This window comes from Streptomyces gilvosporeus (genome assembly GCF_002082195.1).
In the GTDB taxonomy this organism is placed as follows: domain Bacteria; phylum Actinomycetota; class Actinomycetes; order Streptomycetales; family Streptomycetaceae; genus Streptomyces; species Streptomyces gilvosporeus.
Map to the genome: position 1 here is coordinate 3877169 of NZ_CP020569.1, position 25507 is coordinate 3902675.

Consider the following 25507-nt stretch of genomic DNA (forward strand, 5'->3'; position numbering starts at 1 on the left):
CGACGGTACCGACCGCCCGACGGTAGGTAACCTCGACCCCACCCCACTGGCTCCACCAGCCCCATCACCCCCACCCCTCACACCCGCGCCAGCTCGTCCAGCAGCCCCGCCGCCACCGCCACGTCGTCGGTCAGCGGGCGGTCCGCCATCCGCGGGTCCAGTGCCTCGGCGGCGAGGGCGTAGGCGGCGGCGAGCGGCAGGCCGGGCTCCGGTTCGCGGCGGCGCAGGCGCAAGGCCCGTACGGCGGCGACCAGTTCGCAGGCCAGCACCTGGCGGTAGTAGGCGGCCGCACGCAGCGTCTGGCGGGCGCCGAGGGAGGCGAAGCTCGCCGATTCCTCGACGCCCCGGGAGAGGACGGCGTGGCCGAGGGAGGCCGGGTGGCTGACGGCGCGCAGTTCGCCGAGGGCCGCGCCGGCCGCGTACTCGAGGATCATGACGCCGGAGCTGGCCGGCGCCGCGTCGCCCAGGAAGGGCCGTAGCCGGGTGAGGTCAGGCTCGGAGAGGGCGGCCAGGCGGGCGGTGGAGAGCCGGGCGGTCTGGAGGACGGCGAGGCGGAAGGCGTCGAGCGCGAGGGCCACATGGGCGGCGTAGAAGTTGCCGTGGTGGTAGGCGGCCCGGTCCTCGATGCTGATCAGGGGGTTCTCGGCGGCGGCGTTGACCTCGACCGTGAGGACCTCGTCCAGGCCGTCGGCGGCGTCCAGCGCCGGGCCGTGGATCTGGGGGATGCAGCGGAAGCCGTACGGGTCCTGGATGCGGCCCCGGGGCGCGGCGGGGCCGGCCGGAATGCCGCAGAGGGTGCGGATCCGGGCGGCGGCGGCCGAGGAGCCGGGATGTGGGCAGGCGCGCATCACGGGGTCGGCGAAGGGTTCGTCGGAGCCGTCGACCGCGAGGACGGAGAGCGCGGCCACCGCCAACGATGCGGTGAGCAGGCGGCGGAGCGCGTCGAGGGCGAGGGCGGACTGGCCGAGGGTGAGGGCGTTGCTGCTGATCAGGGCGAGGGCGTCGTGGTGGTCGAGGGGGATGGCGGCCGGCGGCCGGGCGTCCGGCGGGCCGTGCCAGGGGTGTTCGCCGGCCAGCGCGAGGCCCGTCTGGGCGAGGGCGGCGAGGTCTCCGGTGCCGACCGCGCCGTGTTCGTTGACGACGGGGTGGGCGCCGGACTCCAGCGCGTCGACCAGGGCGGTGATGACGGCGGGGTTCAGTCCCGCGCCGCCCGCCAGCAGCTGGTTGGCGCGTACGGCGAGCATGGCGCGGACCTCGCGGGCGGGCAGCGGGTCGCCGATCGCCCCGGCGTGGCTGCGCAGCAGGCGCAGCCCGTGGGCGGCGTCGTCGGGCCCGACGTCCTCGGTCCGGTTGGCGCCGACGCCCGTGCTGCGCCCGTAGACCCGGCCGGTGGCGGCGAGGCGGCGGGCGGTCTCCCAGGATTCCGCGGCCCGCGCGAGGGCCTTGGGGTCGGGGGGCTCGGGGTGGGCGGTGCGGTCCGCGAGGGCGGCGATATCGGCGGTGCGCAGGCCGGCGCCGTCGAGGGTGACGGGCCGGGTGGCTGCTCGGCCGTTGTCCAGCACCTGCGCTCCACCTCGCTCCGTACGGTGAGCCGGCGGGCGGGCGGCGCGGCGGCCGTCCACCCCTACGACTATTCAATCACCTACGAGTGTGCATGGCCTTATGCAGGTCCGCTGCGCTTTGCCTGGGCCCCACGTTGTCGGCCGTCCCGCCGGTCCGCTGCGCTTTGCCTGAGCCGACGGTTTTGGCCTTGCCGCCGTTGCGCCTGCGGCGGGCGGTTGCCGCTGCGCGGAGCTGTCCGGCAGCGGCACCGGACCTACACGGCTCCGCCGCTACGGCCCGGCACCTCCCCGTAGGGGGTGGAGAAAGACGGTGGGGGTGGACCACCGGCCTTTCCCCCCACCGTCGGGAGGGGCCGCACCGGAGGACGAAGTCCGCAGGGGCGGCACCGCGGCCGACACACAACCCCGCCCGCCGCAGGCGCAACGGCGGGAAAGCCAAAACGTCGGCTCAGGCAAAGCGCAGCGGACGGGCAAAGCGCAGCGGACGGGCCCGCCGCAGGCGAAACGGCGAACAACCCCTACGGCGGGACGGCCGACAACGTGGGGAGAAACCAGAGATGTTGCGGGGACCGCCGCACCCCGGCCGAGCCGGGGTCGGGACGACGGCGGTCCCCGCAAGGGACGCGGTCCGGGTCAGGGCCGGGCGTCGCGTCCTGGCGATCGTGGAGGTCCGGGAGCCGCTCCGGAGGTCCTTATCGCCTCGGTCATCAATGTGCCTGACGCGTGTTAAGTCCGTGCTGCGAGCGCGTGACGCATACGTACACCTTGCGCTTCCGGCCCGTTCCTTGACGGTCACTTAACACCCGTACGGCGACGGCGGGATCACCGCCCGTACGGCAGCACGGCCCGGTGCTACTTGGCCACGCCGCGCGCCAGATAGGCCAGCAGGTCCTGCCGGCTCACGACGCCCTTCGGCTTGCCCTCGACCAGGACGATCGCCGCGTCCGCGTTCTCCAGGACGGCCATCAGGTCGGAGACCGACTCGCCGGAGCCGACCTGCGGCAGCGGCGGGCACATGTGCTTCTCCAACGGGTCGGAGAGCGAGGCCCGCTGGGCGAACAGCGCGTCGAGCAGCTCGCGCTCCACCACCGAGCCGATGACCTCGGCGGCCATCACGTCCGGGTGGCCGGCGCCGGGCTTGACGATCGGCATCTGGGAGACGCCGTACTCACGCAGCACCTCGATCGCCTCGCCGACGGTCTCCTCGGGGTGCATGTGCACCAGCGAGGGCAGCGCGCCCTCCTTGTGCTCCAGCACCTCGCCGACCCGGGCCGCGGTGCCGCTCTCCTCCAGGAAGCCGTAGTCGGCCATCCACTCGTCGTTGAAGATCTTGGAGAGATAGCCGCGCCCGCTGTCCGGGAGGAGGATGACCACGACATCGTCCGGGCCCAGGCGCGAGGCGACCTCCAGGCCGGCCACCACGGCCATACCGCAGGAGCCGCCGACCAGCAGGCCCTCCTCCTTGGCCAGGCGCCGGGTCATTTGGAAGGCGTCCTTGTCAGAGACCGCGACGATCTCGTCCGCGACCGTACGGTCGTAGGCGGTGGGCCAGAAGTCCTCGCCGACGCCCTCGATCAGATACGGGCGCCCGGAGCCGCCGCTGTAGACGGAGCCCTCCGGGTCGGCGCCGATGACCTCGACGCGGCCCTCGCTGGCGTCCTTCAGATAGCGGCCGGTGCCGCTGATCGTGCCGCCGGTGCCGACGCCCGCCACGAAGTGGGTGATCCGCCCGTCGGTCTGCGCCCACAGCTCGGGACCGGTGGTCTCGTAGTGGGAGCGCGGGTTGTTGGGGTTGCTGTACTGGTCCGGCTTCCAGGCACCCGGCGTCTCGCGCACCAGCCGGTCCGAGACGTTGTAGTACGAGTCCGGGTGCTCGGGATCCACCGCGGTCGGGCAGACCACGACCTCCGCGCCATAGGCCCGCAGCACGTTGATCTTGTCCGTCGACACCTTGTCGGGGCAGACGAAGATGCACTTGTAGCCCTTTTGCTGGGCCACGATCGCCAGGCCCACACCGGTGTTGCCGGACGTCGGCTCCACGATGGTGCCGCCGGGCTGCAACTCGCCCGACTCCTCTGCGGCCTCGATCATCCGCACCGCGATGCGGTCCTTGACCGAACCGCCGGGGTTGAAGTACTCGACCTTCACCAGGACAGTGGCCTGGATGCCTTTGGTCACGTTGTTGAGCCGTACCAGCGGGGTGTTGCCGACGAGCTCAATCATCGAATCGTAAAACTGCACGGTGGTCTCCGCGGTCGGGGGCACGCTCTCCTGCGCCCGTGCCGCCAGCCTATGCGCCGGGCCCGGCCGGGGCGGCGTCGATCGCTGTCCGTTAGCGGGCAGGTGCGTTGCGTTCTCCGCTGGAACGGGCAACAACTTCTCGTACGAGTTTGTTGTTTTCGATACCAGCGCGTCCGGTCCCCGGGGCCGCGGCGCGCACGCACTGCACGGGGAGGTGCCCGGCTATGCCGATGACGATGTCCAGGGCGCGCGTGGCGCGCCGGATCGCGACCGCTGCGGCGGTGGGCGGGGGCGGGATCGGCCTGCTCGGCGTCGCCGCGGTCGGGGTGCTGCTGACCGAGGTCCGGCTGGCCCGGCGTACGGTCGGCGGCTCCAGCGACACCCCGCCGTGCGCCGACGGCCGCTACGGCGCCCCGTTCCACCACGACGACGGGCGGCCGCCGCTGCGGCTCGCCTTCCTGGGCGACTCCACCGCTGCCGGTCAGGGCGTGCACCGCGCCCGCCAGACCCCGGGTGCGCTGCTGGCCTCAGGGCTGGCCGCGCTGTCCGAACTCCCCGTCGAGTTCCGCAATGTGGCCCTGCCCGGCGCCCAGTCGAACGATCTGGAGCGCCAGGTGGAGCTGATCCTGGGGGAGGGCAGCGCCGATGCCCGGCCCCCGGATGTCTGCGTCATCATGATCGGCGCCAACGATGTCACCCACCGCATGCCGCTCGCCGCATCCGTACGGCAGCTGTCCGAGGCGGTACGCCGGCTGCGCGAGGCGGGCAGTGAGGTGGTGGTGGGCACCTGCCCCGATCTGGGCACCATCGAGCCCGTCTACCAGCCGCTGCGCTGGGTGGCCCGGCGGCTGTCGCGGCAGCTGGCCGCGGCCCAGACGATCGGGGTGGTCGAGAACGGCGGGCGGACGGTCTCGCTCGGCGATCTGCTGGGGCCGGAGTTCGAGGCGCATCCGCGCGAGCTGTTCGGGCCGGACAACTACCACCCGTCGGCCGAGGGGTATGCCACCGCCGCGATGGCGGTGCTGCCGACGCTGTGCGCGGCGCTGGGGCTGTGGCCCGAGGAGGAGCGGCCCGAGCCCGGCCGCGGCGAGGGCATTCTGCCGGTCGAGCAGGCGGCGGCCGAGGCGGCGGCCGAGGGCGGTACGGAGGTCAGCGGGCGGCGGGCGCCGTGGGCACTGCTCAAGCACCGCAGGCGCCGGCAGCTGCCGGATGCGGAACCGTCGGAGCTGCCGCAGATCGGGTGGTGACCGGCGGATGCGGGCGGGACACCCCGAGGGCGGGCCGGGCCGGGGCCGAGGGCGGGCGCCCGCCGGGGCCGAGGGCGGGCCGGGCCGGGAATACCCGGCGCCCCCTCCCCGTTCCCCGAACACCCCCATAAGCGCCCGCTTAGAAAAGAGGCCCGCATCACAGCACGCACCCCGTGACCTTGGCACTACGTGCAGGTAACTTCCCTGACAGTCCACCAAAATCCTGCGTCCCTGGAGCCGTGTGATGCCCGAAGCCGTGATCGTCTCAGCCGCCCGCTCCCCGATCGGCCGCGCCTTCAAGGGCTCGCTCAAGGATCTGCGCCCCGACGACCTGACCGCGAAGATCATCGAGGCCGCCCTGGCCAAGGTCCCCGAGCTGGACCCCACCGACATCGACGACCTGATGCTCGGCTGCGGCCTGCCCGGTGGCGAGCAGGGCCACAACCTCGGCCGCATCGTGGCCGTCCAGATGGGGATGGACCACCTCCCCGGCTGCACCATCACCCGTTACTGCTCCTCCTCGCTCCAGACCTCCCGCATGGCGCTGCACGCCATCAAGGCCGGCGAGGGCGACGTCTTCATCTCGGCGGGCGTCGAGACCGTCTCGCGGTCCGTCAAGGGCAGCTCCGACGGCCTGCCGGACACCCACAACCCGCTCTTCGCCGACGCCGAGGCCCGCACCGCGGCGCGCGCCGAGCAGGAGGGCGCCGACTGGCACGACCCGCGCGAGGACGGCCTGCTCCCGGACGCCTACATCGCCATGGGCCAGACCGCGGAGAACCTCGCCCGCCTCAAGGGCGTCACCCGCCAGGACATGGACGAGTTCGGCGTACGGTCCCAGAACCTCGCCGAGAAGGCGATCAAGGACGGCTTCTGGGAGCGCGAGATCACCCCGGTCGAGCTGCCCGACGGCACGGTCGTCTCCAAGGACGACGGCCCGCGCGCCGGCGTCACCGTCGAGGGCGTCTCCGGCCTCAAGCCGGTCTTCCGCCCCGACGGCCTGGTGACCGCCGGCAACTGCTGCCCGCTGAACGACGGCGCCGCGGCGCTGGTGATCATGTCCGACACCAAGGCGCGCGAGCTGGGCCTGACGCCGCTGGCCCGCATCGTCTCCACCGGTGTCTCCGGCCTGTCCCCCGAGATCATGGGCTACGGCCCGGTGGAGGCCAGCAAGCAGGCGCTGCGCCGCGCCGGCCTGTCGATCTCCGACATCGACCTCGTCGAGATCAACGAGGCGTTCGCCGCCCAGGTGATCCCCTCGTACCGCGACCTGGGCATCGACCTGGACCGGCTGAACGTCAACGGCGGCGCCATCGCCGTGGGCCACCCCTTCGGCATGACCGGCGCCCGGATCACCACCACCCTGATCAACTCCCTCCAGTGGCACGACAAGCAGTTCGGCCTGGAGACGATGTGCGTGGGCGGCGGCCAGGGCATGGCGATGGTCATCGAGCGGCTGAGCTGAGCCGGTCGGCCCGGTAGCGGGCGATCGGAAGGGTGCGCACGGAAAGCGGCGGTCAACTCCCGCTCCGCGCGCACCCTTCGCTGTCGTACGGGCACCTATGGCGACGGCGAGTGGCCTGCGTCACCGGTGACAAGATCGCGACCCAAGTACGTCCACGATTGTGACCAACGCCCCGACGTGACGGCGTTCTTGCAGGTCACCGCTGGGTGCCCGGACGGCCGAAACCCCAAGCCACCAGCAATTCGGACATAGTGCACTGGGAACGGTCGCCGTCGCCCTGCACCCTGATGTAGGAAGTCGGGGGACATCTGCTATTGGGAGTACGCATGAGCCACCGCAGCGAGGTTTCCGGAAGCGAGGTTTCGGCATGAGTGTCTTGAGCTTCGTCCTCGTGTCGGCCGCGGCCGTGGCCGTGGTGCTGGGCGCCGCCGCCCTGCACACCGCCCGGGGCCTGCGCCGCCAGGTCACCGCGCTGCACGCCGAGCTCGTGGCGGCCCGTACGGACGCCGCGGCGGCCGGTACGACGGGCCTCGCGGCCGTCCCGGCCGCCCGCACCGCCCCGGCCGACGCCACGCCGCTCGCGGATATACGCGCCGCGGTCGCCGATGCGCTGGCCGAGGAACGGGAGCGCGAGCTGGCCGAGGCGCGTGCGTTCTGGGCGGCCCAGGAGGCTCGGGATGCGGCCGATGCGCCGCCGCTGATCGGCAGCGCCGACCTCGGTGCGGAGGGTGCGGCCGACGCCCCCGCCGACCGGTCCGGCGCCGGCCGGGAGGACCGCGTCGAGCTGCGGCCGTTCCTGCCGCGCCAGGCGGACCTGGCCGGGCTGGAGCCGCTGCTGGACGCCGACGCCCTGGACCCGTACGACGCGCTGGAGTCCGTCGAGGCGCTGGACGCTCCCGAGCTGGAACACGTCGAGGAGGCCGCCGAGCCGGCCGAACTGGCCGCCGCCCGCCGCCGCCACCCCTCGCACCCGGACTTCTCGCCCTCCCCGGTGATCAGCGATCACGAGCGCACCGTCGCGCGCCTGGAGCAGCTGGCCCAACACGGCGTCCCGCTCGCGGACGTCCGCCCCGGTCCCCTGGGCACCCTGGACGTCTATGTCTTCGCCGACGGGACCACGCTGTGCCTGACCCCCGGCGACCGCGACACCGCCGACCGGCTCGCCGCCGCCCTGCGCGCCGAGCACACCCCGGTGCTCCTGGGCGGCTCGGGCATCTCCGGCGGCTACGCCCTGACCTTCTGCTGGGGCGAGGGCCGGCAGGAGAGCGTGTACATCCTGGCGGACCGCGTCATCGCCTCGCTCTGACCGGCCCGGACCGCCCTTCCGGCGCCCGCCCTACCAGCGCCCCGCCGCCTGCGTGACCAGGCGCACGGCCTCCGCCAGCTCTTCGGCGGGGGCGGGTTTCGCGTCAGGGGCCGCGGTGGCGGCGGCGGTGCGCAGGGCTTCGGCGAGGTCGTGGCCGGCCACCGCCAGTTGGTCGCCGGCCGCGAACGTTCCGGCGTCGGGCATGCTGCGCGGCGCCCGCCCGGGGGTCTCGATCCGCTGTGCACGCAGGGCCAACTCGCGCGCCAGAGCGAGCCCTTCGGCCGCGGCGCCGCGGGCCAGGGTGCTCTGGGGCAGCGACCTGAGGCGGTCGGCGAAGGCGTCCACGGCAGTCTGCAAAGGCATCACGTCAAGCACGCGGTGAGCCTAAGCGCCACTCCCGGGTGGTTGCCAACACTCGAACGCTCAGGCACGGTGTGCTGAAGAACCAGCATCGACCGCGTCCGGAGGCGCCGATGTCTCAGCTCTTCTCCGAAGAGACCCACCGGAATCTGCTCTCCCGTATCCCGCACTGCACCGGCCGCGAGATCTCCGAATGGATCCGCACCGTTGACGAGGGTCCGTCCCTCTTCCGCTTCGACGAAAAAGTCAGCTGGCTCCGCGGCGAACACAACCTCGCCTACGGGCACGCCAAAGCGATCGTCCACGAATACGACCTCAGGCGCGCCGCGCGCAAACTGTGATTCCCGCACCCACAAGGTTCCCCGTGACGAAGGGCCCGCAGGCATCTCGCCTGCGGGCCCTTCGTACGGGATCTGCGCCGGACGGCGTCAGTCGCGCAGGATCTGGACCAGCCGCAGCATCTCCAGGTAGATCCACACCAGGGTCATGGTCAGGCCGAAGGCGGCCAGCCAGGACTCCTCGCGGGGTGCGCCGTAGGCGATGCCGTCCTCGACCTGCTTGAAGTCCAGGGCGAGGAACAGCGCGCCGAGGACGACGCCCACCACGCCGAAGAGGATGCCCAGGCCGCCGCTGCGGAAGCCGAGGCCGTCACCCCCGCCGAACACCATGAAGAGCATGTTGACCAGCGACAGCAGCACGAAGCCGAGCGCCGCGATGATCACGAAGCGGGTGAAGCGGGCGGTGACCCGCACCAGCCGCGTCTTGTAGGCGACCAGCATGGCGACGAAGACCGCCATCGTGCCCAGCACCGCCTGCATGGGGGCGCCGCCCATCTTGGGCAGGTCGTTGATGGCGCCGCTGAGCGCGCCGAGGAAGATGCCCTCGAAGGCCGCGTACGCCAGGATCAGCGCGGGGACCGGCCGGCGCATGAAGGTCTGGGCGAAGCCCAGCCCCATCGCGACCAGACCGGCGAAGACCGCGAAGCCGAGCGCCCCGGTCAGGAAGATCCAGCCGACGGTGGCGCCGGCGATGACCGTGCCGAGCGTCATGGCGGTGCGCGTGACGACGTCGTCCATCGTCATCGGGCGGGTCTGCGGGGTGTACTGGGGTGGCGCCTGGGTGGCGTACGGGTTGGTCCCGGCGTACGGGTTGGCGGCGCCCCCGGCCTGCGGCGGGGCGTTGAAGCCCGCGTAGCCGGTGTCGCGGCTGAAGCCCCGTCGCGAGAAGACCGGGTTGCTGCTCCTCATCCTCACTCCTCCATGGCCGCCCTGCGCGGCCTTGACGGCAAGCGTAATGGCTTGGCAAAAGCACGTCGCTAGTCCCTGCGCAGGATCTTTCCCCGCGCGCGGGGGTGACGCCTCCTCTGCCGGTCGGTGTGCGGTGTCCTCCCCAAGGAGGACGCACGGGAGGGCGCGAAGGTGCCGCGATACGGGGAGCGGTTCGGGGTGTACGCTCCCGGCGCCCCCCAACGGGCCGCGTATTCCGTGGAATCCGTTGAATATGCGAGCGAATGAACCGGTCAGGTAAATGAGACATATGAACGGGACAAGAACCGCACAATGAAAGCGTGTGAACGGCCCGGTGAGCGAAGCGATGTGACGCCTCAATGAGACGAGCGTTACGCCTGGAGAAGCAACCCGTGCGCAGTGGCGGCCGTCTTCCCTGACAGCCGGAACCTGCCCTGGCAGGTGGACGCGTCGCGCGCCGAGGCGATCACTGTCCGTATCGGTTCGATTGCGGATGGGCTGCGAACAAGGGTGCAGACAGGTCTATTCTGGCGGGAATCAGTAGTGAAAGAGGTTGAGGTGCCTGTGGCTGACGTCTCAGTAGTCGTCATTGTCTACAACGACGCCGACCGGTTGCCGACCGCTGTCCAGTCCGTACTGGATCAAACGCTCCGGGACGTCGAGGTGGTGATCGTCGACGATTGCAGCACCGACCGTTCTTTCGAAGTGGCACAACGTCTCGCGGCCACGCACCCCGAGCGGGTAAGGGCCTTCCAGCTACCCGAGAACAGCGGCGCGGGGGGCGAACCGCGTAACGCGGGAATTCAGCACACCACCGGTAAGTACGTCATGTTCCTGGACAGCGATGACGTACTGGAGTCCAATGCCTGCCGGAATATGCTGGAGGCGGCCGAGGAGACCGGTTCGGACATCGTCTCCGGACTGTGCGTCCGGCTGCACAAGGACACCCGCGTCCAGAAGCGCGACGAGTGGTACGCCTGGCTCTACTCCACCACGCGCACGCTGGAGTCGGTCAGCGAGCTTCCCGACCTTTTCGTCTGGGACACCCTCTCCACCAACAAGTGCTACCGCCGTGAATTCCTCGTCGAGAACGATCTGCGCTTTCCCAAGGGAATGTTCTACGAGGACCTGATGTTCATCGCGGACGCGTACCTCGCGGCCCGCCGCATCACCCTGATTCCCAATCAGGTCTACTTCTGGCACGTGCATGAGCGGGGCACCGTGAAATCGGTGACGAACCGCCGGCACGAAATGACCAACTACGAGCACCGGCTGGAAATTCACCGGCGTATCGATGCGCTGCTGGCGGCGCGCGGGATGGACGCTATAAGGCTCGCCAAGGACGTCAAATTCCTCAAGCACGATCTCGTTCTGCATCTGCGGGATCTGCCGTTCCGGGACGAGTCCTACCGCCAGGAATTCGCCGAACTGTCCCGCGAGTATCTGTCCGGTATCGCCCGCGAGGCGTATGAGCGGGTGCAGCCGATCCAGGCCATCTGCGCCTACCTGCTCCAGCAGGGCGACTGGGACAATCTGATCCCGGCGGTCGACACCCTCACCAACCGCGACAAGCTCTCCTCGCCGCTGGCCGAGCACGACGGGCGGATCTACTGGTGCGGCGGGCATTTCGACGACGAGTTCGGCCGCGGTGTGCTGGATGTGACCGACGCCGGCTACCACGAGAAGACGGTCGACAAGCTCTTCCTGCGCAATCAGCTCACCCGCTTCGAGGAGTCCGGCGCGGCGTCCGGCGGCGCCCTGCGGCTGGCGGGCCGGATCACCAATCCGCTCGGGGTCATCCCCCCGGGCGCCCGGCTCACCGGCCGGCTGGAATTCAGCGCCCGCCGGCGCAGCCTCCAGTCCTTCACCTTTCCCGTGCGGGCGCTGCGCCACGACGGCGACACCGTCCACTGGGAGACCGCCGTCGACCTCGGCGCGAAGCTGCGCCCGCTGGGCATCGTCGACACCATCTGGGACGTCCGGCTGGTCCTGGACGTGGACGGCGTGCCCACCACGACCCGGCTCACGGTCGCCGACACCGAGCTGTCGGGCGGGCCGCTCCCGGTGCGCCCGCGGCTGACGCGGATGGTCGCCGACCATCTCGAACCGCATGTCTCGGCCCGCGGGCATCTGGCGTTCCGCCTGGTCAGCGAGAGCCGTCAGGCGGAGCGTGTGCAGGAGCTGATCGCCCGCGGAATGCACGGAAAGCCGGGGACGCTCGCCAAGTCCGGCTATCGCACGGCGAAGACGCTGCGCAACAAGGTGATGTCCGGCGACAGCAAACTCCGCATGTACCACGAGGTGTTCAGCCGGCTGCCGGTCAGAAAGCGGACGGTGGTCTTCGAAAGCCACCTGGGCAAGCAGTACAGCGACAGCCCGCGGGCGATCTACGAGGAAATGCGCCGGCAGGGCCTGGACTTCGAGGCGTTCTGGTCATACAGCGGAAGCCCGAAGGAATTCCCGCCGGACGCCACGCTCGTCAAGCGCTGGTCGCTGCCGTACCTCAAGGCGCTGGCGCAGGCCGAGTTCTGGGTGGACAACCAGAGCTATCCGCTGAAGCTCGGCAAGCGGCCGGAGACCACGTACCTGGAGACGTGGCACGGTTCGGCGCTGAAGAAGATGGGTTTCGACCAGCCGTCGCTGAAGGCACAGACCCGGCAGCAGCAGGCCGAGCAGCAGCAATCGCTGGACCGCTTCGACCGCTTTCTGATCCGTTCCGAGCACGATGTGCACACCCTCGCCAAGGCGTTCCGGCTTCCGGAAAAGACGCTGCTGCGGGTGGGATATCCGCGCAATGACGCCCTGGTGCGGGCCCGCCAGCGGGAGGCGGAGCTGGGGCGGCGCGAACGGGGTGAACTGGCGGCGGAGTTGGAGATTCCGGACGACCGGACCGTGCTGCTGTACGCGCCGACGTTCCGCAAGGCGGGGGGCCGGCACGGTCGTTTCGTCCTGCCCTTCGACGTGGAGCGTTTCGCGGAGCAATTCGGCGACCGCTATGTCCTCCTGGTCCGCTCGCACTATCTCAACCATGTGGTGCTGCCGCCGACCGTGAAGGGCACGGTCATCGATGTCTCGGCGCGGCATGACGTGACGCCGATCCTGGCTCTGGCCGACGGGCTGATCACCGACTATTCCTCGGTGATGTTCGACTATGCGCTGCTGGACCGGCCGCTGGTGTTCTTCACGTACGACTACGACGAGTACGTCCACGAGGGCCGCGGCACCTACTTCGACCTGCTGGAGCACGCACCGGGGCCGGTGGTCCGCAGCGAGGACGACTTCTACGAGACCCTCAAGTCGTTCGACACCCAGGCCCTGGAATATGCGGAGGCCCGCCGGAAGTTCGTGGCCGAATTCGGCGAATACGACCGCGGTGACGCGGCGAAGAGCATCGTCGATCAGTTTTTCACGCAGTGGAGGCGTTGATGGAGACCTCGGTGAACAAGAGGTACGAGGACCAACCGCGAGACATCTTCTTCGTCTCCAACAGCGTCAACGAGATGGGCGGCATCACGAGCTGGTCGCACCAGATGGCGCGGCTGTTCAGCGAGCGCGGCCACCGGGTGCACGTCATCGGCATCGTGCCACCCCCCGAGGGCCGCGTGCACGAACTAGCCGACGACATCCCGTACCACACCACCACGCTCTACGCCCAGCATCCGCCCACCGTCCGGCCCGCACGCGGCATCAAGGGCCGGCTCAACGTCGTCGAACAGCGCCGCCGCGCCGCCCGGGAGGCCGGGATGCACGAGCAGGCGGCCAAGATGACCGCGCTGTTCCGGGCGGCGCGGCCGGGCGGTGTGGTGATCGTCACCCAGGTGTGGGCGATGGAGTGGGTGACGCTGGCCGACACCGCCGGGCTGAAGGTGATCGGGATGAGCCATGAGTCGTTCGCGACCTGCCGGAAGTCGTCGCGTTTCGAGCGGGTCAAGCGGTTCTACAAGGACGTCGACCGGATGCTGCCGCTGACTCGGGAGGACGCCGACCTCTGGATCCGCCAGCGCATGGACAACGTCGGCTTCATGCCCAACCCGCTCCCCTTCTTCCCCGACGTGCCCTCCGACCGGTCCGCCCGCTGCGTGGTCAGCATCGGCCGGCTGCACGAGGAGAAGGGCGTCGACCTGCTGCTGGAGGCGTGGGCCCAGGTGGCGCCGCGGCATCCGGACTGGACGCTGCGGATCTACGGCTCCGGCGAGGAGGAGGACGCGCTGCGCAAGCAGGCCGCCGAACTGGGCGTGGCCGACTCCGTCGCCTGGATGGGCCGCACCGGCGATGTGCCGGGTGCGCTGCGCGAGAGCGCGGTCTTCGCGCTGAGTTCGCGGGGTGAGGGCTTCCCGCTGGCCCCCATGGAGGCGATGGCGACGGGCGTGCCCTGTGTCGCCTTCGACGTGGCGCCGGGGGTCCACGAGATCATCACGGACGGCGAGGACGGACTCCTTGCGCCTCCGGGCAATATCACCGAATTCGCTCGCCATCTCGACACCCTCATCTCCGACAAGGAGCTTCGGGACGCGATGGGCACGGCGGCCCGGGAAAACATTCAGCGGTTCTCCGCCGAGGAGATCGTCGCCCGCTGGGAAGGTCTGTTCGCGCTCGTGGAGCGGTGAGCGGAGCGGCGGGCGCAGGCATGCGGGGCCGTCGGCGGTTGCCGGCGGCCCCGGCCGTACGAGGCGTCAACACGCGGCGTCAGCACGGGACGTCAACACGGGGTGTCAACTTCCCGAATACGGCGAAGAGTTGGCAGTCGGGAGCATTGGCCGCATAGCGACATCCGGCGCTTCTCCCGCATCGGCCGATGAGGCGCCGGCCGGCCGCCCAACCGCCGCTCACGCCCGCGGAATCCGGGATTCCGTTCACCGGTGCGGCATGCGAGAATTGCGTTCGGTCGAATGTTCAAATAAAAGGAATGTGCGCTGTGCCCGGAGCCGGACTTGAACCGGCACGGCCCGTAGGCCAGCGAGGTTTAAGCTCGCCGTGTCTGCATTCCACCACCCGGGCCTGGGGTCCCCCATGCCACCTCAAAGAGGGCAGCACGAGCGTAGCCCGCAGCACACCACGCCCATCGGCCACTCACCCCGAGGTTGTCTTATTTTATTGGCAACTGAGGGAGCATCAGTAGCCGGTACACGCCTACGGCACATGCCTGAGGCCCGCCTTTGGCGAAGCATCGGCGCAAGGGAATTCAGGCCCGAATTGACGGAAACTCGACGTCCCCCTTCGGCGGGCCGTCTCAGGGTCCGTCTCCTCCCCAGGGATGACCGGCACAGGGGGCCCGTACGCCCCAGGGCTGGCCCCAGGACGGTCACAGGGGTTGACGTTCGCACCGGAGTCCTGTCCCACGATGGAAAGGTCCGCATCACCCGGCCCGCCCGGCCGCCGCGGACCCGATGGTCCCTCGTCCCGACAGGAGCTCCACCCCGTGACCACCACCCTCTCCGGCGTCGCCACCGCCACCCGCGCCACCGCGGTGGCCGCCCGCGCCACGGATCTCACCAAGGTCTACGGTCAGGGCGAGACCCAGGTGGTCGCCCTGGACGCCGTGTCCGTCGCCTTCCGGCAGTCCCAGTTCACCGCGATCATGGGCCCGTCCGGTTCCGGCAAGTCGACGCTGATGCACTGCATGGCCGGACTGGACTCGATCTCCGGCGGCTCGGCCCGGATCGGCGAGATGGAGCTGACCGGGCTGAAGGACAAGAAGCTCACCCAGCTGCGGCGCGACAAGATCGGCTTCATCTTCCAGGCGTTCAACCTGCTGCCCACGCTGACCGCGCTGGAGAACATCACCCTGCCGATGGACATCGCGGGCCGTAAGCCGGACCGCGCCTGGCTCGACCGCGTGGTGGAGACCGTCGGCCTGGGCGGCCGCCTCAAGCACCGCCCCGCCCAGCTCTCCGGCGGCCAGCAGCAGCGCGTCGCGGTGGCCCGCGCGCTGGCCTCCCGGCCCGAGATCATCTTCGCGGACGAGCCGACCGGAAACCTCGACTCGCGCTCCGGCGCCGAGGTCCTGGGCTTCCTGCGCAACTCGGTGCGCGAGCTGGGGCAGACGGTGGTGATGGTGACCCATGACCCGGTCGCCGCCTCGTACGCGGACCGGGTGGTCTTCCTGGCCGACGGCCGGATCGTCGACGAGATGGCCGACCCGACCGCCGACGCGGTGCTCGACCGCATGAAGGCGTTCGACGCCAAGGGCCGCACCAGCTGACCCTCAGCAGCCACCCGTACTCCGGACCACTCCCCCAGGACTGACCCACTCATGTTCCGCACCGCCCTGCGCAATGTGCTTGCGCACAAGGCCCGGCTGCTGATGACCGTGCTCGCCGTGATGCTCGGCGTGGCCTTCGTCGCCGGCACCCTGGTCTTCACCTCGACCCTCTCCGACGCGTTCCAGAAGAGCTCCCAGAAGGGCTTCGACCGCGTCGACGTCGCCATCCAGCCGCGGGCCCAGGACGACCGCGGCGGCGCGCCCGGCGCGGGCCCCCGGCTCGACCAGAAGCTGCTGGACGCGGTCTCCCGCGTGCCCGGCGCCGCCTCCGCCACCGGCACCGTCTCCGGCTTCACCGCCGTCGCCGACAAGGCCGGCAAGCTGATCGGCAACGGATTCTCCACCCGCGGCGGCAACTACTTCCCCGGCGCCGACGGCAAGGACGCCCGCTACCCGCTGCGCAACGGCACCGCCCCCAAGGGCCCGCACGAGTTCGCGCTGGACGCGCACACCGCCGACAAGGCCGGCTACCGGGTCGGCGACACCGTACGGATCTCCGTCGACGGACCGGTCCGCGAGCAGAAGCTGACCGGCGTCTTCACCACCGACGACGGTACGGTCGCGGCCGGCGGCAGCCTCGCGCTGTTCGACACGCACACCGCCCAGCAACTGTTCGCCACGTCCGGCGGATTCAGCGAGATCGACGTCAAGGCCGCGGCGGGCACCTCCCAGAGCGCCCTGAAGGCGGCGGTGGACAAGGTGCTGCCCAAGGGCCGCGCCGAGGCCACCACCGGAAAGCAACTCGCCGACGACCAGGCGAAGATGATCTCCCAGAGCATGGACGGGATGAAGACCGGCCTGCTGGCCTTCGCCGGTATCGCGCTCTTCGTCGGCATCTTCATCATCGCCAACACCTTCACCATGCTCGTCGCCCAGCGCACCAGGGAGCTGGCGCTGCTGCGCGCCGTCGGCGCCAGCCGCCGCCAGGTGACCCGCTCGGTGCTGCTGGAGGCGCTCCTGGTGGGCGCCCTCGCCGCGGCGACGGGGCTGGCGGCCGGTATCGGCATCGGCGCCGGGCTGCGGTCCCTGATGAGCGCCACGGGCGCGACCGTGCCCGACGGCCCGCTGGTGATCTCCCCGTCCACCATCGTCGCCTCCCTGGCCGTCGGCATCGTCGTCACCGTGCTGGCCGCCTGGCTGCCGGGCCGCCGCGCCGCGAAGATCCCGCCGGTGGCCGCGATGAACAGCGTGCACGCCACCGCCACGACCAGATCCCTGGTGGTCCGCAACACCATCGGCGCGCTGTTCGCCGGGGCCGGAGCGGCCGGGGTGCTGGTCGCCACCGGTATGGCCGACGGCAAGGCCGTCATGAGCGGCGGCGCGGTGCTGCTGCTGATCGGGGTGTTCATCCTGACCCCGCTGCTGTCGCGCCCGCTGATCGCGCTGGCCGCGCCCGTCCTGCGCGCCTTCGGGATCTCCGGCCGGCTCGCCCGGCAGAACGCCCTGCGCAACCCGCGCCGTACGGCCGCCACGGCCTCGGCCCTGATGATCGGGCTCACCCTGATCACCGGCATGACCGTGATAGCGGGCAGCGTGCAGAAGGGCATCGACAAGATGGCCACCGACGCGCTCAAGGCCGACTATGTCGTCTCCATGGCGAGCCGTACGCCCCTCTCCCCCGATGTGGCGACCAAGCTCGCCGGCCTGAAGGAGGTCACCGCCTCCAGCCCGTTGCGCAACGCCCCGTCCCGTATCGGCACCGGCGCCACGGCCGCCACCGAGTATCTGACCGGCGTCAACGGCGCCGACTTCGGCAAGCTGACCCGCCTCGACTTCCGCCACGGCTCGCTGGGCACCCTGCACGGCGGCCGGGCGGTGGTGGACGAGGCCACCGCCGAGGAGAAGCACTGGACGGTCGGCTCGCGGCTCCCGGTGACCTACGAGGACGGCAAGAAGGGCACGCTGACCGTCGCGGGCGTCTACCGGGGCAACGAGATGCTCAACGGCATCATCCTGGACAACGCCACCCTCGCCCCGCACCAGCAGCACCCCACCGATATGCAGGTGATGGTCAAGACCAAGGACGGCGCCACCGACGCCTCCAAGAACGCGCTGGTCAAGGCGCTCGGCAAGAACCCGGCGATCTCCATCGCCGACAAGAAGGACGTCTCCGAGGGCATCGCCCAGATGTTCAGCCTGATGCTGAACATGCTCTACGGGCTGCTGGCCATGGCCGTGATCGTCGCCTGCCTCGGCGTCGTCAACACCCTGGCGATGTCGGTCTTCGAACGCTCCCAGGAGATCGGCATGCTGCGCGCCATCGGCCTGGACCGCCGCGGGATCAAGCGCATGGTGCGCCTGGAGTCGCTGGTGATCTCCCTGTTCGGCGGGGTGCTCGGCATCGGCCTCGGCGTGTTCTTCGGCTGGGCGGCCGGTGAGCTGATCGCCGGCTCACTGGCGACGTACGAACTGGTGCTGCCGTGGGGCCGGATGGGCCTGTTCCTGGGCGTGGCCGCGCTGGTCGGCGTCCTGGCCGCGCTGTGGCCGGCGCGGCGGGCGGCACGGCTGAACATGCTGGCCGCGATCAAGGCGGAGTAGCGGCGGAGCAGCGGCCGAGGGCCCCGGGACCAGGCACGGTCCCGGGGCCCTCGTACTGCGGCGCCGCCCCCGTCAGGCCCGCCAGTCCCGCGCCCGCAGCGGCATCCCGGACTCCCCGGCCTCCGGCGTGCGAACGGCGAGCACCTGGTTGACCCCTATGCGGTTGCGCTCGAACGACAGCGCCGAGGCGGCCATGTAGAGCCGCCACACCCGCGCCCGGCCCGGCGAGGTGAGCCGCGCCGCCCGGTCCCAGTGCCGCTCCAGATTGGCGACCCACTGCCGCAGCGTCAGCGCATAGTGCTCCCGCAGCGCCTCCACGTCGCGCACCTCGAAGCCCGCGTCCTCCAGGGCCCCGGCGGTCCGCCCGACGGGCGACAGCTCACCGTCGGGGAAGACATAGCGGTCGATGAACTCATCGACGCGGTAGGTCTCCTCGTCGGCCAGCGGCCGCCGCGCGATCTGGTGGTTGAGCAGCCGCCCGCCGGGCCGCAGCAGGGCGTACAGGACGCCCGCATACTCCGCGTACCGGGCCCGGCCGACATGCTCCGCCATCCCGATGGAGGAGATCGCATCGAACGGGTCGTCGCGGACCTCGCGGTAGTCCTGCACCCGGATCTCGATCCGGTCGGTGAGCCCGGCGTCGGCGACGCGCTTACGGGCGTAGGCCGCCTGCTCCTCGGAGAGGGTGATGCCCACGGCCCGTACGCCGTAGGTGCGGGCCGCGTGCAGCACCATCGAGCCCCAGCCGCAGCCCACGTCCAGCAGCCGCTGGCCCTCCTTCAGGCCGAGCTTGCGGCAGATCAGGTCGAGTTTGTCGCGCTGGGCCTCCTCCAGGGTGGCCTGCGGGCTCTCCCAGTACGCGCACGAATAGACCATCGACGGGCCCAGCACCAGCTCGTAGAAGTCGTTGCCGACGTCGTAGTGGTGGCTGATGGCCTGCCGGTCGCTGCGCAGGGTGTGCAGCGGACCGCGGCGGGGCCGCGCCTCCTCGGCGGGCGGCGCGGGCGGCAGGGGAAGCCCGACCAGGGACAGTATCTCCCCGGCCGCGGCGCGGACCTCCGGGCGGAACAGGGCGCGGAGGGCGGCGGCCCGCTGCGGCGGGGCGGCCGGTTCCGGGCTCTCCCAGATCATCCCGGCGAGCAGGCCCAGTGCCTCGTACAGATCGCCTTCGATATCGAGGTCGCCGGCCACCCAGGCGCGGGCCAGGCCCAGCTCACCGGGCTTGAACAGCAGGCGGCGCAGCGCCCGGCGGTTGCGGACGACGAGTACGGGTGCCCCCGGCGGGCCGGCCTCGCTGCGGTCCCAGGCGCGGATACGGACCGGGAGACGGGCCCCCAGCACCTCCTCGGCGAGCTTGGTGAGCCGTCCAGCGGCGTCGGCCATGTCGCACCTCCGTGTTCACGAGTGGGCACCCGGCCATCCGGCCGGTCGGGCGAAGAAGTTTCACCCGCCACGTAAACGCCAAATGGCCGCCCATTTAGTCCCGTTCGCACGTAAGAGAACCGCACAAGGGCCGCTTTGCGCCAGTGCGGACACGCCCCCGGGCATGCCGAAGGGCGCCCGCCCCACGGATGGCGGACGCCCTTCGGGCCGGCCGGAGTACCCGACCGTGAAATCAGCTGGCCTTGGCCTTCGGCTTGTCGCCGGAGGAAGCCGCCGCGGGGGCGGGGGCCGGCTTGGCCGCCTCGTAGAACTCCTCGCGGGGGTTCTCCATGGCGCCGAGCGAGACGACCTCACGCTTGAGGAACATCGCCAGCGTCCAGTCGGCGAAGACCCGGATCTTGCGGTTGAACGTCGGCATCGCCATGCCGTGGTACGCGCGGTGCATGTACCAGGCCAGACGGCCCTTGAGCTTGATCTTCACCTTGCCCATGACGATCATCGCGACGCCCTTGTGCAGGCCCAGACCGGCGACCGCACCCTTGTTGGCGTGGCTGTACTCCTTCTGCGGGAAGCCCCGCATACCGGAGATCACGTTGTCGCCGAGGACCTTGGCCTGCCGCAGCGCGTGCTGGGCGTTCGGCGGGCACCAGGCGTTCTCGTTGCCGTTCTTGCGGCCGACCATGTCCGGAACCTGGGCGTTGTCGCCCGCGGCCCAGATGTAGTCGGTGCCCTGCACCTGGAGGGTGGCGGCGGTGTCCACGTGGCCGCGCGGGCCCAGCGGCAGGCCGTAGCGGGCCAGCGCCGGGTTGGGCTTGACGCCGGCGGTCCACACGATCGTGTTGGAGTCGACCTCGAGGCCGTTGTTCAGCTTGACGTGCCCGTCGACGCAGGAGTCCATGCCGGTCTTGAGGTAGACCTCGACGCCGCGGCCCTCAAGGTGCTCCTTGCCGTAGGCACCGAGCTTGGGGCCGACCTCGGGGAGGATCTTGTCGGCGACGTCGACCAGCAGGAAGCGCATGTCCTCGCGCTTGACGTTCTTGTAGTACTTGGCGGCGTCGCGGGCCATGTCCTCGACCTCGCCGATGGACTCCGCACCCGCGAAGCCACCGCCCACGAAGACGAAGGTCAGCGCCTTGCGGCGGACGTCCTCGTCGGTCGTGGAGTCGGCCTTGTCCAGCTGCTCCAGGACGTGGTTGCGCAGGCCGATGGCCTCCTCCACACCCTTCATACCGATGCCGTTCTCGGCCAGGCCGGGGATCGGGAAGGTGCGCGAGACCGCACCCAGCGCGATGACCAGGTAGTCGAAGGGCAGCTCGTACGCCTCACCGACCAGCGGGGCGACGGTGGCGACCTTGCGGTCCTGATCGATGGTGGTGACCCGGCCGGTGAGGACCTCCGCCTTGGGCAGGACGCGCCGCAGCGGGACGACGACGTGCCGGGGGGAGATGCTGCCGGCGGCGGCTTCGGGGAGGAAGGGCTGGTAGGTCATGTACGACCGCGGGTCGACGACCGTGACGGTCGCCTCGCCGTAGCGCATCTTCTTGAGGATGCGCCGAGCTGCGTACAGGCCTACGTACCCACCGCCTACTACGAGGATCCTGGGACGCTCCGTGGTGCTCATGCAATCGAGTATCCACCCCCACATGGGGGGTCGCTCGTGAGCCCCTTCACAAGACCCTCAGGGGTGTCTGCTACACTCCGCCGGCTTCGTGACCGACGCCATAGCGCGGAACGGGAACCACGGTGTATCGCGAGGCGTTGAGCACCCCGCTGATCAGGGATTGCGGGCCTTGGACCAGGCCCCGGACACCCCATGGAAGCCCGCCCGTAACACGCCCGCGCCCGCCCATCGTCCGGGTCGAGCGGACGTAGGACCTTCGAATGAGGGCCTCGCGGCCGAGATCTTCAGCCCTGAGGCGGTTTTTTCATGTGAAGGATTTCACGAACTTTTTTCCCGGACCCTTGCCGCACCGCCTCCAAAGCCCCCTGATAGCCGCTCAGACGGCGTTCGTCCCGCTCAAAAGCCGCGGCGTCAGAGGGCGTTGCGGCCGTTTCGGCGCGGCCGCCCGGAGCCTCAGACGAGGCTCCAGGCGATGCCGTCCAGGATGTCGTGCTCGCTGACCACGACCTCCTCGGCGCCCACCCGTTCCATGATCGACAGCAGGACGAGGGCGCCCGCGGCGATGACGTCGACGCGGCCCGGGTGCATGACGGGGCTGGCGGCGCGTTCGGCGTGTGTGGAGGCGAGCAGGCCCTCGGTGATGGCGCGCACCTGGGCGAGGGGGATGCGCGAGTGGTGGATGGCCGCGGAGTCGTAGCGGTCGAGGCCCAGGGCGAGGGCGGCGACGGTGGTGACGGATCCGGCCAGTCCGACGAGGGTGGTGGCCTGGGACAGCGGCACCGCTTCCTCGGCGTGGTCCAGGGCCCGCGCGATATCGGCCTTGATGGCGGCGATCTGCTCGGGGGCGGGCGGGTCGGTGACGCTGCCCTCGTGGACGAGATGGCGTTCGGTCATCCGGACGCAGCCGATGTCGACCGAGCGGGCGGCCCGGACCTCCGCGTTGCCCAGGACGAATTCGGTGGAGCCGCCGCCGATGTCCACGACCAGATAAGGCGGGGGAACGTCGTCGCGGCCCTCCAGTTCCCTGGTGGCGCCGTGGTAGGAGAACGCGGCCTCCTGGTCGCCGGTGATCACCTCGGGCTCGACGCCCAGGATGTCGACCACGCCGCGGACGAAGTCCTCGCGGTTCTCGGCGTCGCGGGACGCGGAGGTGGCCACGAAGCGCAGCTGTTCGGCGCCGAGGCTCTTGATGAGGGCGGCGTACTCGCGGCAGGCGGCGAAGGTGCGCTCCAGCGCCTCCGGGGCCAGCCGGCCGGTCCGGTCGACGCCCTGGCCCAGCCGGACGATCTGCATCCGGCGGTCCAGCTCCTTGAGCTCACCGGACTCCGGGTCCAGGTCCGCGACCAGCAGCCGGATGGAGTTCGTACCGCAGTCGATGGCGGCGACCCGCTTCACTTGGCGTCTCCTTCGGATCCTTCGGGGGCGTCGGCGGTCTCGGCGCCGTCCTGGCAGGGGCTCACGCACGGGCCCTTGCGCCACCACTCCGGGAGCATGGCGATGGCCTCGTCGCCCAGCGGATTGACGCCGGGACCGGCCGCGAGCGAATGGCCGACGAGGACGTGCAGGCACTTGACCCGGTCGGGCATCCCGCCCGCGCTCGGGAAGCCCGCCAGCACCTCGATGGCGTCCCGGCGCCGGATGTAGTCCTCGTGGGCCGCGCGGTAGGCGGCGGCCAGCTCCGGGTCGGTCGCGAGCCGCTCGGACATCTCCTTCATCACGCCGTTGGCCTCCAGCGTGCCGATCGCGGAGGCCGCACGCGGGCAGGTGAGGTAGTAGAGCGTGGGGAAGGGCGTGCCGTCCTCCAGGCGGGGCGCCGTCTCGACGACGTCCGGCTGCCCGCACGGGCAGCGGTGCGCGATGGCGCGCAGGCCGCGCGGCGGGCGGCCCAGCTGCTCCTTGAAGGCGGCGATGTCCGCGGCGGTCGGCTCGGTGGGCTCGGTCTGGGGCGGGGCGGTGTCCATGTGCGCTTTCGGTGGTGAGGTGGATGGCGGGGAGGGCGAGGGCGGGGAGGGCGCTCCCCGCTCTCGACAGTACGGCGGCTCTAGCGTCGGCCCGGCCGGTTCGACCGGACCGGCTCGTCCGCACCGGCCCACAGGGTCTCGTACCAGGGACGCCGCGCGGCCCGCGGTGTCCGCTTCACGGGGGCGTCGCCGGAACCGTCCTGGACGATATAGCCGGTTTCGCCCGGCAGGACGTAGTGGAGCTGACGGCGGGCCTGCTGCTTCACATAGGCGGGGTCCTGCCAGCGGGCCTTCTGGTCGCGCAGTTCGTTCAGCATCCGGGCCGCGTGCTCGGCCTTGCGGCGCTGGGCGGCGATGTCCGAGCGCTGCGAGATGTACTGCTTTATCGGCCAGGCGAGCGCGACGACCAGCGAGCACGCCACCAGGGCCAGCAGCGCGGCGCGGCCGGTGAGGCGGCTGCGGCGGGGCCGGCGGGCGCGGTAGACCCGGGCGGCCGCCTGTTCGCCGAGCGCCTTGAGTCGGGTCGCGGTCGAGAACCGGTCCGCGGGCACGTCGCCTTCCCTCCAGTGGCTGAAGCAGGTACGTCCCCGGCAACGGTACGGGACCGGTGCCGGGGACGCAGGCAGACTGACTGGCTAGCGATCAGCCCTTGCTGTGCTCAGTTCGCAGAGCGCTGTGCCTACTGGTTCGCGGAGCGCTGTGCCTACTGGTTCGCGGAGCGCTGTGCCTACTGGTTCGCGGAGCGCTGTGCCTACTGGTTCGCGGAGCGAAACCGGGGGAAGGCCGAGCGGCCCGCGTACACCGCCGCGTCGTCGAGGATCTCCTCGATGCGCAGCAGCTGGTTGTACTTGGCGACGCGCTCGGAGCGGGCCGGGGCGCCGGTCTTGATCTGGCCGCAGTTGGTGGCGACGGCGAGGTCGGCGATGGTGACGTCCTCGGTCTCACCGGAGCGGTGCGACATCATGCACTTGAAGCCGTTGCGCTGGGCCAGCTCGACGGCGTCGAGGGTCTCGGTCAGCGAGCCGATCTGGTTGACCTTGACCAGGAGGGCGTTGGCGGAGTTCTCCTCGATGCCGCGGGCGAGGCGCTCGGGGTTGGTGACGAAGAGGTCGTCGCCGACGAGCTGGACCTTGGCGCCGAGCTTCTCGGTGATGACGTTCCAGCCGGCCCAGTCGTCCTCGAACAGCGGGTCCTCGATGGAGACCAGCGGGTAGGCCGCCACCAGCTCCTCGTAGTACTCGGTCATCTCGGCGGCCGAGCGGTCCTTGCCCTCGAACTGGTACTTGCCGTCCTTGTAGAACTCGGAGGCGGCGACGTCCAGCGCCAGCGCGATGTCCTGGCCGGGGGCGTAACCGGCCTCCTTGATGGCCTCCAGGATCAGGTCCAGGGCCTCGCGGTTGGAGCCCAGGTTCGGGGCGAAGCCGCCCTCGTCGCCCAGGCCGGTGGCCAGGCCCTTGGCCTTCAGGACCTTCTTGAGGGTGTGGTAGACCTCGGCGCCCCAGCGCAGCGCCTCGGAGAAGGACTCCGCGCCGATCGGGGCGATCATGAACTCCTGGATGTCCACGTTGGAGTCCGCGTGCGAACCGCCGTTGAGGATGTTCATCATCGGGACGGGCAGGACGTGCGCGTTCGGGCCACCCAGGTAGCGGAACAGCGGCAGGTCGCTGGCCTCGGAGGCGGCGTGCGCGACGGCCAGGGAGACGCCCAGGATGGCGTTGGCGCCGAGCGAGCCCTTGTTGTCGGTGGCGTCCAGGTCGAACATCGCCTGGTCGATCAGCCGCTGCTCGGTCGCGTCGTAGCCGACGAGCTCCGGGCCGATCTGCTCGATGACGGCCAGGACTGCCTTCTCCACGCCCTTGCCCAGGTAGCGGTTGGGGTCACCGTCGCGGAGCTCGATGGCCTCGAAGGCGCCGGTCGAGGCACCGGACGGCACGGCGGCACGGCCGGTGCTGCCGTCGTCGAGGCCGACCTCGACCTCGACCGTGGGATTACCTCGCGAGTCGAGAATTTCGCGGGCTACGACGACGTCGATGGACGGCACGTTGTCTCCTTCATGGGTGTCTGGAGTTGCAGCACGAGCCTAACGGCCCCGGGGAGATCCGCCTGCCGTCGGCCCGCTCCGTGGGACGGAATTACCGAACAACGAGCCCAAAGACGCAGTTCACGGGAGGTTTGGCGGCATTGTTCGCTGAACGGGGAAAACCGCTGGAACCCGCTGGTCGGCGCGGGGCGGGCGAGGCGGCGAACGGGGCGGGCCGCGGGGCGTACGGAAACGCCCCGCCGCGGCGCGCTGGGGGGAGTGCGCGCCGGGCGG

General features: G+C 70.7%; 18 protein-coding genes and 1 tRNA gene. 8 read left to right on the forward strand and 11 right to left on the reverse strand.

Going from position 1 to position 25507, the window contains the following annotated elements; all coding sequences use genetic code 11:
- Positions 1-77 precede the first annotated feature (77 nt).
- Entirely contained in the window at positions 78-1562 is a 1485-nt protein-coding gene (locus B1H19_RS17040; protein ID WP_083105543.1) for an aromatic amino acid ammonia-lyase, read from the reverse strand.
- An 852-nt stretch (positions 1563-2414) separates the two neighbouring features.
- Positions 2415-3803, reverse strand: coding sequence for a cystathionine beta-synthase (locus B1H19_RS17045; protein WP_083109703.1), 1389 nt, complete (start codon positions 3801-3803; stop codon positions 2415-2417).
- 224 nt (positions 3804-4027) lie between these two features.
- On the opposite strand from B1H19_RS17045, the gene B1H19_RS17050 reads away from it, so the two are divergent.
- The 3 genes from B1H19_RS17050 (at position 4028) to B1H19_RS17060 (ending at position 7821) form a co-directional block, all read left to right on the forward strand.
- Entirely contained in the window at positions 4028-5050 is a 1023-nt protein-coding gene (locus tag B1H19_RS17050) for an SGNH/GDSL hydrolase family protein (protein WP_083105544.1), read from the forward strand.
- A gap of 244 nt (positions 5051-5294) precedes the next feature.
- On the forward strand, positions 5295-6515 hold the full coding sequence (locus B1H19_RS17055; RefSeq protein ID WP_083105545.1) for an acetyl-CoA C-acetyltransferase: 1221 nt from the start codon (positions 5295-5297) through the stop codon (positions 6513-6515).
- A 367-nt stretch (positions 6516-6882) separates the two neighbouring features.
- On the forward strand, positions 6883-7821 hold the full coding sequence (locus tag B1H19_RS17060) for a hypothetical protein (RefSeq protein ID WP_083105546.1): 939 nt from the start codon (positions 6883-6885) through the stop codon (positions 7819-7821).
- Between the two features lie 30 nt (positions 7822-7851).
- Here B1H19_RS17060 and B1H19_RS17065 read toward each other — a convergent pair whose 3' ends face one another.
- The gene (locus B1H19_RS17065) at positions 7852-8196 is read right to left on the reverse strand and encodes a hypothetical protein (protein WP_083105547.1); all 345 of its coding nucleotides are present in this window, start codon (positions 8194-8196) and stop codon (positions 7852-7854) included.
- A 98-nt stretch (positions 8197-8294) separates the two neighbouring features.
- Here B1H19_RS17065 and B1H19_RS17070 point away from each other — a divergent pair, with 98 nt between their 5' ends.
- The gene (locus tag B1H19_RS17070; protein WP_083105548.1) at positions 8295-8522 is read left to right on the forward strand and encodes a DUF4287 domain-containing protein; all 228 of its coding nucleotides are present in this window, start codon (positions 8295-8297) and stop codon (positions 8520-8522) included.
- A gap of 87 nt (positions 8523-8609) precedes the next feature.
- On the opposite strand, the gene B1H19_RS17075 is transcribed toward B1H19_RS17070, so the two are convergent.
- Positions 8610-9428, reverse strand: a complete 819-nt coding sequence (locus B1H19_RS17075; RefSeq protein ID WP_083105549.1) for a Bax inhibitor-1/YccA family protein — start codon at positions 9426-9428, stop codon at positions 8610-8612.
- A gap of 564 nt (positions 9429-9992) precedes the next feature.
- Here B1H19_RS17075 and B1H19_RS17080 point away from each other — a divergent pair.
- Both B1H19_RS17080 and B1H19_RS17085 read left to right on the forward strand, forming a co-directional pair.
- Positions 9993-12854 (forward strand): bifunctional glycosyltransferase/CDP-glycerol:glycerophosphate glycerophosphotransferase, encoded by a 2862-nt coding sequence (locus tag B1H19_RS17080; protein WP_203237345.1) that lies wholly within the window; start codon positions 9993-9995, stop codon positions 12852-12854.
- Complete coding sequence (locus B1H19_RS17085; RefSeq protein WP_083105551.1) at positions 12854-14035, forward strand: glycosyltransferase; 1182 nt, start codon at positions 12854-12856, stop codon at positions 14033-14035. Before B1H19_RS17080 ends, B1H19_RS17085 begins: the two co-directional genes overlap by 1 nt.
- Positions 14036-14344: 309 nt before the next feature.
- On the opposite strand, the gene B1H19_RS17090 is transcribed toward B1H19_RS17085, so the two are convergent.
- Positions 14345-14426, reverse strand: a tRNA-Leu gene (locus tag B1H19_RS17090).
- Positions 14427-14847: 421 nt separating this feature from the next.
- Here B1H19_RS17090 and B1H19_RS17095 point away from each other — a divergent pair.
- Positions 14848-15630 (forward strand): ABC transporter ATP-binding protein, encoded by a 783-nt coding sequence (locus B1H19_RS17095; RefSeq protein WP_083105552.1) that lies wholly within the window; start codon positions 14848-14850, stop codon positions 15628-15630.
- Positions 15631-15681: 51 nt separating this feature from the next.
- Positions 15682-18228 carry an ABC transporter permease gene (locus tag B1H19_RS17100; protein WP_083105553.1) on the forward strand — a complete coding sequence of 849 codons (2547 nt, stop codon included), beginning with the start codon at positions 15682-15684 and terminating at the stop codon, positions 18226-18228.
- A 72-nt stretch (positions 18229-18300) separates the two neighbouring features.
- On the opposite strand, the gene B1H19_RS17105 is transcribed toward B1H19_RS17100, so the two are convergent.
- The 6 genes from B1H19_RS17105 to eno form a co-directional block, all read right to left on the reverse strand.
- Entirely contained in the window at positions 18301-19611 is a 1311-nt protein-coding gene (locus tag B1H19_RS17105; RefSeq protein WP_083105554.1) for an SAM-dependent methyltransferase, read from the reverse strand.
- A 232-nt stretch (positions 19612-19843) separates the two neighbouring features.
- Positions 19844-21232, reverse strand: a complete 1389-nt coding sequence (locus B1H19_RS17110) for an NAD(P)/FAD-dependent oxidoreductase (protein ID WP_044363281.1) — start codon at positions 21230-21232, stop codon at positions 19844-19846.
- A gap of 453 nt (positions 21233-21685) precedes the next feature.
- Positions 21686-22627: a Ppx/GppA phosphatase family protein gene (locus tag B1H19_RS17115; RefSeq protein WP_083105555.1), complete on the reverse strand. Its 942-nt coding sequence runs from the start codon at positions 22625-22627 to the stop codon at positions 21686-21688.
- A complete protein-coding gene (locus B1H19_RS17120) occupies positions 22624-23193 on the reverse strand; it encodes a DUF501 domain-containing protein (RefSeq protein WP_083105556.1) in 570 nt (189 codons plus the stop codon). Before B1H19_RS17120 ends, B1H19_RS17115 begins: the two co-directional genes overlap by 4 nt.
- Positions 23194-23273: 80 nt before the next feature.
- The gene (locus B1H19_RS17125; RefSeq protein ID WP_083105557.1) at positions 23274-23744 is read right to left on the reverse strand and encodes an FtsB family cell division protein; all 471 of its coding nucleotides are present in this window, start codon (positions 23742-23744) and stop codon (positions 23274-23276) included.
- A 200-nt stretch (positions 23745-23944) separates the two neighbouring features.
- On the reverse strand, positions 23945-25234 hold the full coding sequence (gene eno, locus B1H19_RS17130; protein WP_083105558.1) for a phosphopyruvate hydratase: 1290 nt from the start codon (positions 25232-25234) through the stop codon (positions 23945-23947).
- Positions 25235-25507: the final 273 nt, after the last annotated feature.